11 protein-coding genes, 6 pseudogenes and 1 CRISPR repeat array (1 of these 18 cut by a window edge) are annotated in these 12,776 nt (G+C 32.7%); of the genes and pseudogenes, 13 read left to right on the top strand and 4 right to left on the bottom strand.

All coding sequences use genetic code 11. From position 1 onward, the window contains the following. Nucleotides 1-478: a CRISPR direct-repeat array (repeat unit 35 nt; unit sequence ATTAGAATGATATTTCCCTAGAAAGGGATTAAAAT); it reaches 3,341 nt to the left of the window's first position. 277 nt (nt 479-755) lie between these two features. From PL321_RS06955 to PL321_RS06930, 6 genes and pseudogenes are all read left to right on the top strand, one after another. Continuing rightward, nucleotides 756-1,103, top strand: coding sequence for a hypothetical protein (locus PL321_RS06955; RefSeq protein ID WP_273963988.1), 348 nt, complete (start codon nt 756-758; stop codon nt 1,101-1,103). A 77-nt stretch (nt 1,104-1,180) separates the two neighbouring features. Next, entirely contained in the window at nt 1,181-1,978 is a 798-nt protein-coding gene (locus PL321_RS06950; protein WP_337961113.1) for a DUF5685 family protein, read from the top strand. A 62-nt stretch (nt 1,979-2,040) separates the two neighbouring features. After that, nucleotides 2,041-2,656: pseudogene (locus PL321_RS06945) on the top strand (DnaJ domain-containing protein). An 11-nt stretch (nt 2,657-2,667) separates the two neighbouring features. After that, nucleotides 2,668-2,871, top strand: coding sequence for a hypothetical protein (locus PL321_RS06940; RefSeq protein ID WP_273963987.1), 204 nt, complete (start codon nt 2,668-2,670; stop codon nt 2,869-2,871). Between the two features lie 597 nt (nt 2,872-3,468). Continuing rightward, a pseudogene (locus PL321_RS06935) lies at nt 3,469-3,725 on the top strand (DUF6241 domain-containing protein). Between the two features lie 62 nt (nt 3,726-3,787). Further along, nucleotides 3,788-3,964, top strand: a complete 177-nt coding sequence (locus tag PL321_RS06930; RefSeq protein ID WP_273963985.1) for an H-type small acid-soluble spore protein — start codon at nt 3,788-3,790, stop codon at nt 3,962-3,964. A gap of 38 nt (nt 3,965-4,002) precedes the next feature. Here the strand turns inward: PL321_RS06930 and PL321_RS06925 are convergent. The 4 genes and pseudogenes from PL321_RS06925 to PL321_RS06910 form a co-directional block, all read right to left on the bottom strand. Continuing rightward, nucleotides 4,003-5,684: pseudogene (locus tag PL321_RS06925) on the bottom strand (glycoside hydrolase family 13 protein). A gap of 104 nt (nt 5,685-5,788) precedes the next feature. After that, nucleotides 5,789-6,572 (bottom strand): annotated as a pseudogene (locus tag PL321_RS06920) (endonuclease/exonuclease/phosphatase family protein). A 2-nt stretch (nt 6,573-6,574) separates the two neighbouring features. After that, nucleotides 6,575-8,218, bottom strand: coding sequence for a PTS transporter subunit IIBC (locus PL321_RS06915; protein WP_273963984.1), 1,644 nt, complete (start codon nt 8,216-8,218; stop codon nt 6,575-6,577). 242 nt (nt 8,219-8,460) lie between these two features. Next, nucleotides 8,461-8,736 (bottom strand): hypothetical protein, encoded by a 276-nt coding sequence (locus PL321_RS06910; RefSeq protein ID WP_273963983.1) that lies wholly within the window; start codon nt 8,734-8,736, stop codon nt 8,461-8,463. 211 nt (nt 8,737-8,947) lie between these two features. On the opposite strand from PL321_RS06910, the gene PL321_RS06905 reads away from it, so the two are divergent. The 7 genes and pseudogenes from PL321_RS06905 (at nt 8,948) to PL321_RS21135 (ending at nt 12,769) form a co-directional block, all read left to right on the top strand. Further along, nucleotides 8,948-9,388, top strand: a complete 441-nt coding sequence (locus tag PL321_RS06905; protein ID WP_273963982.1) for a hypothetical protein — start codon at nt 8,948-8,950, stop codon at nt 9,386-9,388. Beyond that, nucleotides 9,388-9,570 carry a hypothetical protein gene (locus PL321_RS06900; RefSeq protein ID WP_273963981.1) on the top strand — a complete coding sequence of 61 codons (183 nt, stop codon included), beginning with the start codon at nt 9,388-9,390 and terminating at the stop codon, nt 9,568-9,570. Before PL321_RS06905 ends, PL321_RS06900 begins: the two co-directional genes overlap by 1 nt. 29 nt (nt 9,571-9,599) lie before the next feature. After that, nucleotides 9,600-10,187: a hypothetical protein gene (locus PL321_RS06895; RefSeq protein WP_273963980.1), complete on the top strand. Its 588-nt coding sequence runs from the start codon at nt 9,600-9,602 to the stop codon at nt 10,185-10,187. 67 nt (nt 10,188-10,254) lie between these two features. Next, nucleotides 10,255-10,557, top strand: a complete 303-nt coding sequence (locus PL321_RS06890; protein ID WP_273963979.1) for a hypothetical protein — start codon at nt 10,255-10,257, stop codon at nt 10,555-10,557. Nucleotides 10,558-10,672: 115 nt separating this feature from the next. Then, nucleotides 10,673-10,894 (top strand): annotated as a pseudogene (locus PL321_RS06885) (DUF2334 domain-containing protein); the annotation flags it as partial. Between the two features lie 79 nt (nt 10,895-10,973). Further along, nucleotides 10,974-11,549, top strand: coding sequence for a DUF2334 domain-containing protein (locus tag PL321_RS06880; protein ID WP_273963978.1), 576 nt, complete (start codon nt 10,974-10,976; stop codon nt 11,547-11,549). Next, nucleotides 11,539-12,769: pseudogene (locus PL321_RS21135) on the top strand (glycosyltransferase family 2 protein). The gene PL321_RS06880 and the pseudogene PL321_RS21135 overlap by 11 nt, the downstream one beginning before the upstream one ends. The last annotated feature ends 7 nt before the right edge of the window (nt 12,770-12,776 follow it).

Raw genomic sequence — 12,776 nt, 5'->3', positions numbered from 1 at the left:
ATAATAAGGATTAGAATGATATTTCCCTAGAAAGGGATTAAAATCCATTGGTAAGACCTGAATCCACAAATCCAGTGGAATTAGAATGATATTTCCCTAGAAAGGGATTAAAATTCTATCAAGCAAGAACAGCAGAAGCAAGCAGGAACAACGCATTAGAATGATATTTCCCTAGAAAGGGATTAAAATCTTACCTGGCTCGTCATTATCTGGAATAATTATTACATTATTAGAATGATATTTCCCTAGAAAGGGATTAAAATACTCCAAATTGAGAGTTATACGTTAGGTCAGGGTTTATTAGAATGATATTTCCCTAGAAAGGGATTAAAATTGGTGTGTCTGAAACAGTTGGTAAGTCCTTATTTGATTAGAATGATATTTCCCTAGAAAGGGATTAAAATAAAGAGATTGGGCAGAGATTATATCAGCAGAGCGGGCATATTAGAATGATATTTCCCTAGAAAGGGATTAAAACTGTATAATTTATATTAGTATAGTTTATACTAATTATTAATGAAACTATATTTCTCTTCAAAGGGATTAAAATTCAATTCCTTAAAGGTATTCTAATAACAAAAACATACAATTTCCTTATAAAGGGTTTAGCTGTTTATGTTATCTAAAAGGAATTCATTTTAAGTTATTTATTGGCGAATTCTTTTTGATCCCAAATAGTCAGGTTATATTTCCCTCAAAATTAACATACATATCTTACAAACAAATCTTTATTTTTATTATCAGGGAGGATGTTTATGGGGGATTTTAATCGAGCTGTTGGTATTTTAGACGAGATTGTTTTTGTACCTGTTGAGAAAGTAGGAAAGGGCATAAACATAAAAAGCTATTCTATCCAGGAAATTAGCTTAGGATTTGAACTTATTAAAACTCTTAGAGAAACAATTTTAAGGGATAGGGAATTAAAGAGTGAATTGGTAAAGGCATATGTGGATGTTATAAACAATAAAGGTGATAAAATAGTATTTGAACTAATAGATTATGTTAAACAAAACTTTAATATGGTTCTATTGACAAGACAAAACAAGAATTTGATTTTTGAGCAGTTTATAAAAAATAACTTCAACCTTAATACAGGCCTATAAAGAATTCATCCTTGCGATGAATTCTTTTTTATCAACAAAATATGGAACTTTTTATATGTTTTCTGTAAAATAAAAATATAAACTCAAGTAAAGGATGTGATTTTATATTTGGCTATGTTGCACCTTTAAAGGGAGAACTTAAGGTTAGGGAACTTGAAATTTTTAGGGGATACTACTGCGGAGTTTGCAAATCTTTAGGAAAGATAAACTATCCTACAAAGTATGTTTTAAACTACGATATGACCTTCCTTGCTTTATTTTTATCCTCAATAAAATATGATATAGACACTCCAAAGAGGAGGTTTTGTGGGTATAAGGTAAGCAGGGTTAATTACTTTCAAAATAAATACATAGATTATGCGGCTGTTATGAATATAATATTAACAAACCGAAAGTTATTGGACGATTATAATGACGATAAAAATATAATATCCCTCCTTCTATCTAAAATTTTAAATATAAAGGATACAAGGGAATTTAAAAATAAAATATGTGAAATAGACAAAAACCTCAAAGAGATGTCTCTTTTAGAAAAACAAAATTCACCAGACATCGATAGACTAAGCCATATTTTTGGTGAGATTACAAAGGAAACCTTTGATGTATTAGAAGGAAAAGAAGGTGAAATATTAAAATATTTAGGTTATAATTTAGGAAGATGGATTTATGTGGTAGACGCTTTAGACGATTTAGAAAAGGATATAAGGGAAAATAAGTACAACCCAATTGTATACGCCTTTAATTATCAAAAAGAGGATGAACATAAATTTAAGGAAAGAGTAGTAGAAAACATAAGATTTGTACTGTATAGTTACTTAGAAAACATAACAAAGGCCTACGAACTTTTAAATATAAAAAGAACAAGGGAATATTAGACAACATAATATATCTATCCCTTGCCGATAAGACTGAAAGAATTTTAAAGGGGAGAAGCTAAATGAAAAATCCATACGAGGTATTAGGTGTAGACAAGAACGCATCAATGGAGGATATAAAGAGAGCCTATAGGGAACTTGTTAAAAAATATCACCCTGATAGATACCAGGATAATCCTTTAAAGGAACTTGCAGAGGAAAAATTAAGAGAGATAAATGAGGCCTATGATTATCTTTTAAACAATCACGGAAAACAGCAAAGTGGATATTCAAATGGCAGTTATTCATCAAGTGGATATTCTAATCAAGGCAATTTTTCAGATTTTCAAAGGGTTAGGGACTACATAAACAGAGGAGACTATTTTAGTGCTGAAAGAGAGCTAAATAAAATAAATATGAGAAATGATGAATGGTTTTACCTTATGGGGCTTATATATATAAATAGGGAAACTATTCGGTAGGTTACGACTATATAAAAAGAGCAGCTCAAATGAATCCGTACAATCAAGAGTATAAGGATGCACTATACAGAATGAATAATAGTTACAGAAACTACAATACTCATTACTACAATGCTTCAAGAAGGTCAAACGACGACTGCTGTACTATTTGTACATATCTATACTGTGCAGACTGCTGCTGCGAATGTTTAGGGGAGATTTAATTTCCTGCTGCTAAAGGGGGATAGTGTGGATAAAACTAAAAGAGTCGCCTACAGTGGTATATCTGCAGCACTTGCTGTTATTTCACTTTATTTAGGGCTTATAAGTTTTAAGGGAAAGATAACCTTCTTATCTCTTGCAAGCTATATACTTGCTATACCCATTATTGTTTCAAACATATATACAGGGTTTTTGGTGTCAGTAGCTTCAGATATATTATCCTTTTTTTAATTCCTAATAAAGCTTATGTATTAGTTTTTATCCCTATGTCCTTTTATCCTGCAGTTAAGGCATACTTAGAGAGTAAAACCAAATTGCATTGGGTGTTTAAATACATCTATTTTAATCTTTCAATAATTGCTGTGTATAATGTGTATAAGTTATTCATTTCAAAGGACATTGTGATAGGCTACTATTACATCTTTCTCTTTTAGCACAGGTATTTTTCTATATATATGATGTTGTGTTTACAAAATTTATAGGATGGGTAATAAGTAAATTAGGGCTGTAGATACAGCCCTATACTATTATCTCCACTTCGTCACCACTGTTTGACTTTACGGATATTAACTTCAAGCCTTTGTGTTTCTTTAACTCTCTAAAACATCTTTTTAAAGCTTTTAAGTCTAAGCATTCTAATGTTTGTCGCAGGTTTTCATCAAGCCAAGGTTTGCTAAAGAAAACAGCGGCATTTAATATTTTATTGTGTTTTTAGCGTTATCCTTTCTTATTGGAAGAGAATTTATCGAAGAAGGTGTGCTGAAGGAATTTACTAAGTCTGAATTTACGGTTTCTAAAAAGACACTTGAGTATGATATATATGATACTATGCACAAGATGGCAAATAGTAAGATTGAGGCAGAAGATGGGCAGATTTGGGGAGAGATTGAAATAACTCCAGAGCTTTGTAGAGAAATTATATCATTGATAAATGAAAGTAATTTTAGTAGTTTAGAAAAGAAGAAATTGATTGACATATTAAAAGATGGGAGCAGGGCGATTTTTCTAATTGTGTAGAGGAACATAATTATGTTTGGAAAAAACTTAATGGTAGTATTGGAAAAGCAAAGTCTTTGAGAAAATAAATGTTAATCTATAAGGTATAATATTATACATTATGCAAAAATAATACAAAAGGGGTGTAGGTATGAGGATAGAGAGGGCAATGGAAATTCAAGATTCACTGGGTGTAATTGATGTGAAGTACAATGGGCACAGCGTTTGGATTGAGGAGGTACATAAAGACAGTAAATCAGCCCTAATTAAGGATTTAGAAACAAATAAGGTCTTTGAAGTTCCTGTTTCAAAACTTCAAGAAAGTTAAAAAATAACCTTTAGGTGAGGTCACCTAAAGGTTATTTTTTATAATTTACACTTATAAATTCTTGCTTCATATGGTCTTAATTTTATGTTATCTATGTTTTTATCTTCACATTGATAGTTTGATAAAACAAGCTCTGCCTCTTTAATTTTAACATCTTCAGGAAGTTTAAATTCTGGTGTTCCACCAAAGAAGTTTACTATTACAAGAAATGCGTCGTCTTCGCCTTTTCTTATATATGAATATATCTCCTGGTGTTCTCTATTTATTTCAATAAAGTCGCCGTAAACAAGGGTTAAATTATTCTTTCTAAGTTCTATAAGCTTTCTATAGTAGTTTAATATTGAATCTTCTTCCTTCATTTGTGACTTTACATTTATTTTTTATAGTTTGAGTTTACCCTAATCCAAGGAGTTTGTTTGCTAAATCCAGCGTTTTCAGAGTCGTCCCACTGCATTGGAGTTCTGGCATTATCCCTTGATGTAAGATGCAGTCCCTTTATATAGTTTTCGTGGCTTACAAGTCCAGTTTCTACAAAGTCCCTGTACTTATTAAACACAGCAACATCCCTGTAGTCCTCAAGTTCAAAGTCCCAAGCATTTGTCATTCCAATTTCGTCACCATAGTATATAAAAGGAGTTCCCTTTTGTGTAAGTTGCAGTGTAGCAAGCATTTTGGCAGATTCTTTATGATACTTTTCATCATCGCCAAGCCTTGAAACTGTTCTTGTTGAGTCGTGGTTTGAGTAGAATATAGGACACCAGCCCTCCTTTTCCTCCCTCATCTGCCATCCACTCATCTTTTCCTTAATCTCTTTAACAAGGTCTATCTTTCTTCTTTCCCAATCCTTATCTCCCTTTCCTACAGAGTGCATATCAAAGTGGAAGGTCATATCAAGTTCTTCTCTATCAACTCCTGTGTATAGGTAGGCATTGTGGTAGCTTATTCCACCTGTTTCTCCAATTAAAACGTGGTGTCCTGTGTTAAACACCCTTCTTCTTATTTCCTTTATATAGTCGTGTACCTTAGGAAGGTTTTGCACGTACTTTATAAAGTCTCCATATATTTGCCCTTCCTTTACCTCTGCATCAGGGAAGTTGAAATCCTTCTCTAAGTGATTTATTGCATCAAATCTAAATCCATCAACCCCCATATCAATCCAAAATTGAATCATTTTAATTATTTCGTTTCTTACTTCTTCACATCTCCAGTTTAAGTCAGGCATCTTCTTTGAAAAGAGGTGTAGATAATATTCACCTGATTGTTCATCATATTCCCAGGCACTTCCTCCAAAGAAGGAACCCCAGTTGTTTGGTGGATTGCCGTCTTTTCCTGGATGCCAGATATAATAATCTCTGTATGGGTTGTCCTTTGACTTTCTGCTCTCAACAAACCAAGGATGTTCATCTGATGTGTGGTTTATAACAAGGTCCATTATAAGCTTCATATTTCTTTTGTGCATCTCTTCAATTAAAAGTTTAAAGTCCTCCATTGTGCCAAATTCATCCATTATATCGTAGTAGTCGCTTATGTCGTATCCGTTATCATCGTTAGGAGATTTGTTTATAGGGTTTAGGTATATCATATCTACACCTAAATGTTTCAGATAATCAAGTTTTTCAATTATACCCCTTAAATCTCCTATTCCATCTCCATTGGTATCCTTATAGCTTCTAACATAGATTTGATACGCTACTCCTTCCTTCCACCAAGCTCTTTTCACAATAAACACCATCCTTTATAATTTTATACAAATTTAAAAATAATCAGAAAATATATAGTTTATTTAGAGGGCTGAGACTAATTTTAACCTCCCAGCCCTATATATTATATTTCAACACAAACTCCAAAGTGGTCAGAAACAACCTCTTTGTTTATACCATTGAATATAACCTTTGATGATTTAACATAAATTGACCTATTCACTAAAATTAAATCAAGCCTTAAATCTTTTTATTTTCATCCCAACCTGCAATTTTACCTCTAACTGTAACTCCATCATCCTTAACTTCTGCAAGAGTGTAGGTATCAAACAGTCCCTTTTTATCATATAATCATAGCCTTCATTTCGTATAAATGCGTTGTTGTTGAAGTCTCCCATAAGGAATGTTAGTTTTTCCTTATCAATAGTTTGATAAAGGTTATCGAATTGTTCTCTAAAGGGTTCCTCCTCATCCTCCCACCAACCAAGGTGGCAGGAGTAGAAGTCTATTTCTTGTCCTTCTATTAAAATACTTGCCTTTAGGATTTTTCTTGTTTTCCAGATTCTAAAGTCATCATTTTTAGAAACAAGGTATGTTTTTACACCCTGCACCTTATGTTTTGTAAGAAGGGCAACTCCCTCTTCGTATTTATCGTATCCTATATGGCTTTTTTCATAGTACATACTGTACTTTTCCTTTGAAACTTCATTTATCCTATTCATAAGTACAAGGGCAAAGTTGTCCTCTTTTATATTTCCCTCTACAGTCTCACTCTTTATTAGCTGATTTACTTCCTGAAGTGCAACTACATCATATCCCTTTTCTATTATATCCTTTGCAATTATATCAAGTTTTTCAAGTTGATTTTCTTCAATCCAAGAGTGGCAGTTTAGTGTTAAAAGCTTCATATTTATGCCCCCAATATGTCATTTATATCTGACTTTAATATATCAGCTTTAGGTCCGTATATTGCCTGTATTCCCTTATCCTTAATTATTAATCCAACAGCACCGTTTTCCTTCCATTTACTTTGTTCTGCAACTAAAGATGTATCCTTAACTGTAACTCTAAGTCTTGTCATACAAGCGTCAACCTCAACTATGTTTTCGCTTCCGCCAAGAAGGTCTATTATCTTTAGTGCCAACTCTTTGTTGCTTGAATTTGTAGTTGTTGCAGCAGCCTCTTCCTCTGCATCTAATTGGTTTTCTCCACGTCCTGGAGTTAGTATGTTAAACTTCTTTATAGCAAACCTAAATCCAAAGAAGTTTACAGCAAAGAATAGAAGGCAAGTAAATACAAAGTTTAATAGGTCCTTTGAAAGTCCTGCATTTACTATCATAGGTGTACGAGTTAAAAGTTCTATAAAACCAAAGGCGTGTATTCTTAAGTTTATAAGGTCTGCCATTGCAAAGGCAAGTCCTGTAAATACTGCATATCCAAAGAATAGTATTGGTGAAGTAAACATAAACATAAATTCAATAGGTTCTGTAACACCTGTTAAAAATACTGCAAGTGAAGCTGATAAAAACATTGATTTATATTGAGGTCTCTTTTCCTTTTCAACGCTCATATACATTGCAAGTGCAGCACCTATTAGTGATGCGGTTGAAGTTACGATTTGTCCAACCTTAAAGCGTGCTGGATGTACAGTTGAGAGCAGCTTGTTATATGTAGCCATATCTCCTGCAGCCTTTAGATTGTTTAGGTCTGTAATCCAAGCAAGCCATAGCGGGTCTTGTCCGTAAACTGCTTGTCCTACCTTATCACCAGTTAGTATGGTGTAAACTCCTCCAAGTTCAGTATAGTTCATAGGTATTGTTATCATATGGTGAAGACCAAATGGAAGCAGAATTCTCTCCAGTGTTCCGTATATAAAGGTTGATATAAAGGGAGCATTATCCCTTGAAGTTGCAATCCATTTACCAAAGGAGTTTATACCAGTTTGAACAATTGGCCAAACTATTGAAAGTAAAGTTGCTGTAATTACTGAACCTATTATAACAACAAATGGTACAAATCTTTTTCCGTTAAAGAAGGAAAGTGCATTTGGTAGTTTATTATAGTTGTAGTATTTGTTATATAGTGCGGCACCTAAGAAACCTGCTATTATACCAACAAAAACACCCATATTAAGTGCAGGTGCACCAAGTACAGATGTAAAATAGTCTTTAACAACTAAGTTTGAACCAAATACAGTTTTAACAGTTGCGGTTGCATCCTGAAGCATTGCACCATTTACTCCAAAAATGGCACCTGTTACGCGGTTTATTAATATAAAGGCTATAAGTGCAGCAAAGGCTCCACCAGCCCTCTCCTTTGCCCAAGAACCTCCAATTGCAACTGCAAATAATATGTGAAGATTAACAATTATCCCCCAACCTAAGTCTTCAATAATTCTTGCAATCGTTTGTGTAAGTGTTATGTCCCCAAATAGTATCCCGATAAGTTTTCCGATTGAAATCATAAGACCTGCAGCAGGCATTACTGCAACTACGACCATAAGTGCTTTTCCGAATTTTTGCCAGAAATCAAAGGTGAATATTTTCTTAGACATTATAAAACCTCCTTCCAATATGAGCAAACGATTGCATAAGGCGTAAAAAATATTTGATGGTTTTACCACCAAATATTTCAGACAATTAACAATTGTAGTATATAGTAAAAAAGTCTGATGTCAAGAAACCTAAGATAAATAAAAATATTAAAAAATAAAGAATTGAACAGATGATATCATAAGGATTAATACTTTAATATTTTAAGGGGAGAAATCTGTTGCTTTTATGTATTATATTTCATTTATATTAGTAACATCGTATTTTTTACAAGAGTAATTTTTCTATCTGAATTGTTATAAATATTACAATCAAATCTATATCCTCTAATTCCCTGTAGCTGAAGTTCCCTTAATATGTTAAATATAGGGTTTGAATCAAAACATTCAAATACTAAATTTTTGTCGCAACTGTTGCAAATCCCGTCTATTTCAATTACATCAAAGTTGTTGTCTATGATTTCCTTTGCTATGTCATCTATTGTATTTCTAAGGGTTAGGTCTATGTGGTATAAAGTCATAGTAGGTCGCCTCCAAAAACAATAATATTCAGATTATTTTCAATATTAGTATAAATCAACACAAAGGGCTTGTCAATAAATTAACCAAGATTTAACCTGTTCTATTTAATTCTTTAGACAAATATAATTTTATAAGACGTTGGGGAGTGGTTGTTATTAAAAGGTATATAGTGGTTCTAATCTTGTTAATTTTTATGCTGTGGGAGGGAATATGAATAGTCAAAGGTTGAATTTCCAATATGACTATCCTTGCGAAATAGTAAGTGAAAGGCTTGTTAGAGAATTTATTGAGAAAAAGTTAACCGATGAATATGGAGGTGTTTATACAAACTATAAAAATGAGTTTGGTTCGAGGGATGTCCTTTCAGAATCTGAGGGACTTGCTATGCTGTATTATTTGTATATAAAGGATGAAGAAGGTTATAGAAGGCACGTTGAGTTTGTAAAGGAAAGAATGATGCTTAAAAACAATTTAGTCTCTTGGAGGGTAGGAGAGGATTATAAATATTCCTCCTCTGCTTCAATAGATGATTTAAGAATTGTACGAGCTCTTATCATTGGGTATGGCGTTTTTGGGGACAAGGAGTATTATAATCTTGCAAAAAGGATTATAGGTGCTGTAAAAAATATGAATGTAGAAGTGGGTTTTTAGTGGATTATTATGATGGATATACAAGGGCAGGAGCGATAACTCTATCCTACATAGATTTATATACAATGAACCTTATTGGCAATTACGAACCAAACTTTAAGAGTATATATGAAAACTCAAAATGGGTTTTGGAGAATGGAAAGATTGACGGCACGCCCTTTTTAGAAATAAATACAACTTAAGAACAAAACAATATTCAAGTGAAAATAAGGTGGATATTCTTCAAAATGCAATAGTGGTTGAACACTTGGCAGAGGACAACATTTTCTATATGGATTTTATAAAGTTTATAAAAAATGAGATGGAAATAAGGGGTGCTATTTACTCAGAGTATTATATAAAGGATTTAAAACCCTCTTCAAAGGTAGAATCCACAGCAATATATGCAACTTTAGCAAGGGTAGCATTATTCTATAAAGATATAGATTTATACAATATGCTAATAAACAGAATGCTTAAGCTTCAATGTAAAAATAGATTATCCCCCATATATGGTGCATTAGGAAATGAAGTTACTTTATATGCTCACTCCTTTGATAATTTAAATGCACTTTTAGCCTTAAGGATGGGGGATGTTATATTGTTAAAGAAGATAATAATTAGCTTATTGTTTATTCTCTGTTTTATGCTTGGAAGAGCTTTTGCAGAGGATAGACGCGACAGGGCCCTTATAATATACGACACAAGGTATAGATTTGGCTATGACAATGATGAGGTTTTGGCCTTTAAGATTGCTTTAGGCCATTTTGATATAGATGTCTTTGAAGTTGCAGAGAAGGACTATACAAGGGGTATTTAAAGGAGTTTGATTATGTATTTTTATTAGGCTTAGATGAAGGGAAATACCTGATAGTGTTGTAGAGGATTTGATTGATTATAAAGCACCTACTACTTTTATTGGGACGGGTTTTAGACGTATTCTTTTGATGGAGGAGTTTGGTAGTAATATTTTCTTAGAGAAAAATTATAATGCTGTAGATATATACTATAAGGATTTTAGCTTTCCCTTCAAAAGAAGGTTTGGCATATATGACAATAATTATGTTGACTATTATAATGTAAAAAATGCAGAGATAATAAGCTATTTTACCGATGGAAAAAATCAAATACCATATATATTTAAATATAACAACAGGTGGGTGGCTACAAAATATGATTCAGAGGGGTAACCTTTAATATTCTTTGCAATGTCCTACACGATATTTTAGACAAAGAACATAAAGAAGAAAAAAGAGTTTTTGTGAGGATAGAGGATGTACACGCTAAAGTAGATGTAAAAAGTTAAAGGAAATAGGTGAATATCTAAAGTCAGAAGGAATTCCCTATATGATAGCATTAATCCCATCCTATAGAGAAAATGGAAGAATATACAGGATATCTGATAATAGGGAGCTTGTTAAGACCTTAAGACATATGCAGGATAATGGAGCTTCAATAGTTCTGCACGGATATACACACCAGATAAGGGATGAAAGGACGGGGAGGGGTATGAGTTTTGGGATATAAAAAATAGTAGGCCACCATCTGAAGATATGTATAGATATATGGAGGATAGAGTATATAGTGCACTTTTAGAGTGCTTAAAATGCGGTCTATACCCCTTGCCTTTGAAGCACCCCACTATGCCATAAATAGGGATGGGTATGAGTTTTTAAAAGAACATTTTTCAACTTATGTAGGGCATATACAAACATCTCAGTACTCATTTTGTACCACATCCTATCCCTATAGAATAGAAAATATTGAGTTTTTAAACAGATTGATACCTGAAAATTTAGGCTATGTCTATTCAGATAATATAAACGAAATATTAAAAAATATAGATAGAACTTCAGTAGTTAGAGACTATTTTGGAGGTTTTTATTTTCATACATTTATGGATATTGATTATCTAAAGAAAATCATTAAAGAGTTAAAGGATAGAGGTTACGGCTTTTACGACCTAAAAGAAGAGGAAAACTACGTAATTTTAAAGGATATAACTATAAAAAGCTCAAAAGGAAAAGTTGAAGGGAATTACAATAAAAAGTTAGAGATAAGATTAAACTTTCTGGATGTACAGAGGATAGTCCTGTATATATTTATATTCCTGATAACAGGGCTCTTGTTTATTTTAATTCACTCACTTTGTTTAAGGAGGGAGAAGGGGTATGATTTATGACAGTGTGTTTTTGTTCTCCCTTTATTCTATATGGTTAATGCTTATAATAGGTGGAATTTTAACCTATTTTGGATACCTTTATTATCTTGAAACAAGAAGAACAACCTTCATTTTAGATGATTTCCCTTTGTATCTATTTTAGTCCCTGCACATAATGAGGAGAAGGTGATTGAGTATACGGTAAGGAGTATAATGGATTTTGATTATCCATCTAATAGATACGAACTTATAGTGATTGATGACTTATCAACGGATAACACAGAGCATATTTTGCAAAGTTTAAAGCAGGAGTACAAGGATAGATTAAAAGTTATAAAGACAGACTTAAATACAGGGGGAAAGGAAAGGCGAATGCATTAAACGTTGGCCTTAAGTATGTAAAAGGTGAGTTTGTTGCAGTATATGATGCTGATAATAGACCAGATAAAAGGGCACTTTACAACCTTGTAAGTGAACTTAAAAGAGATGAAACCTTAGGTGCTGTTATTGGAAAGTTTAGGACAATAAATAAAGATAAAAATCTATTAACAAGGTTTATAAACATAGAAGGGCTTAGTTTTCAATGGATGGCACAGGGAGGAAGGTGGAAACTTTTTAGTCTATGTACAATACCCGGCACAAATTTTTGGTTAGAAAAGATATATTAGATAGGATTGGTGGATGGGACGAGAAGGCAATGGCGGAGGATACAGAGGTTAGTATAAGAATATACAAGATGGGATATAGAATAAAGTTTGTGCCTCAGTCTGTAACCTTTGAACAGGAACCAGAAACCTTGAGGGTGTGGTTTAAACAAAGAAAAAGGTGGGTTAAGGGTAATGTATATGTGATATTTAAATACCTATTTGACATCAATCTAATAAAAGGGAAGCCTGGGTAGATGTTATTTATTTTGCATCTGTATATTTTGTTTTTCTCCTTTCAGTCTTAATGTCAGACTGTATTTTTTACTTGGAATATTTACTAAACTAAGGGTTGGAGTTTTAGGTAACTTGCTTTTAATTTGGCTTTTATCCTACATTATGTTCGTACTTGAGGTTTCAATATCTTTATCGTTTGAAAAGGAGGAGTTTACACTAAAAAATATATCTTTAATATTTTTAATGTATTTTACCTATTGTAAGCTTTGGAGTGTTGTTTCTACTGTTGGTGTTTTTTCTTATATAAAGGATAGAATTTCAAAGAGAGAGTATAGGTGGTATAAGACAGAAAGATTTTAGGGGGTAA

It is taken from the genome of Caloramator sp. mosi_1, from assembly GCF_028622835.1.
GTDB lineage: Bacteria > Bacillota > Clostridia > Clostridiales > Caloramatoraceae > Thermobrachium.
This window is presented reverse-complemented; position numbering and strand designations above follow the sequence as displayed.

What these genes read in the sequence shown, in the direction of transcription:
- PL321_RS06930 (WP_273963985.1), top strand. Translation starts at nt 3,788, where the DNA reads ATGAGGATAGAGAGGGCAATGGAAATTCAAGATTCACTGGGTGTAATT.
- PL321_RS06915 (WP_273963984.1), bottom strand. Translation starts at nt 8,218, where the DNA reads ATGTCTAAGAAAATATTCACCTTTGATTTCTGGCAAAAATTCGGAAAA.
- PL321_RS06955 (WP_273963988.1), top strand. Translation starts at nt 756, where the DNA reads ATGGGGGATTTTAATCGAGCTGTTGGTATTTTAGACGAGATTGTTTTT.
- PL321_RS06880 (WP_273963978.1), top strand. Translation starts at nt 10,974, where the DNA reads ATGCGGTCTATACCCCTTGCCTTTGAAGCACCCCACTATGCCATAAAT.
- PL321_RS06910 (WP_273963983.1), bottom strand. Translation starts at nt 8,736, where the DNA reads ATGACTTTATACCACATAGACCTAACCCTTAGAAATACAATAGATGAC.
- PL321_RS06905 (WP_273963982.1), top strand. Translation starts at nt 8,948, where the DNA reads ATGAATAGTCAAAGGTTGAATTTCCAATATGACTATCCTTGCGAAATA.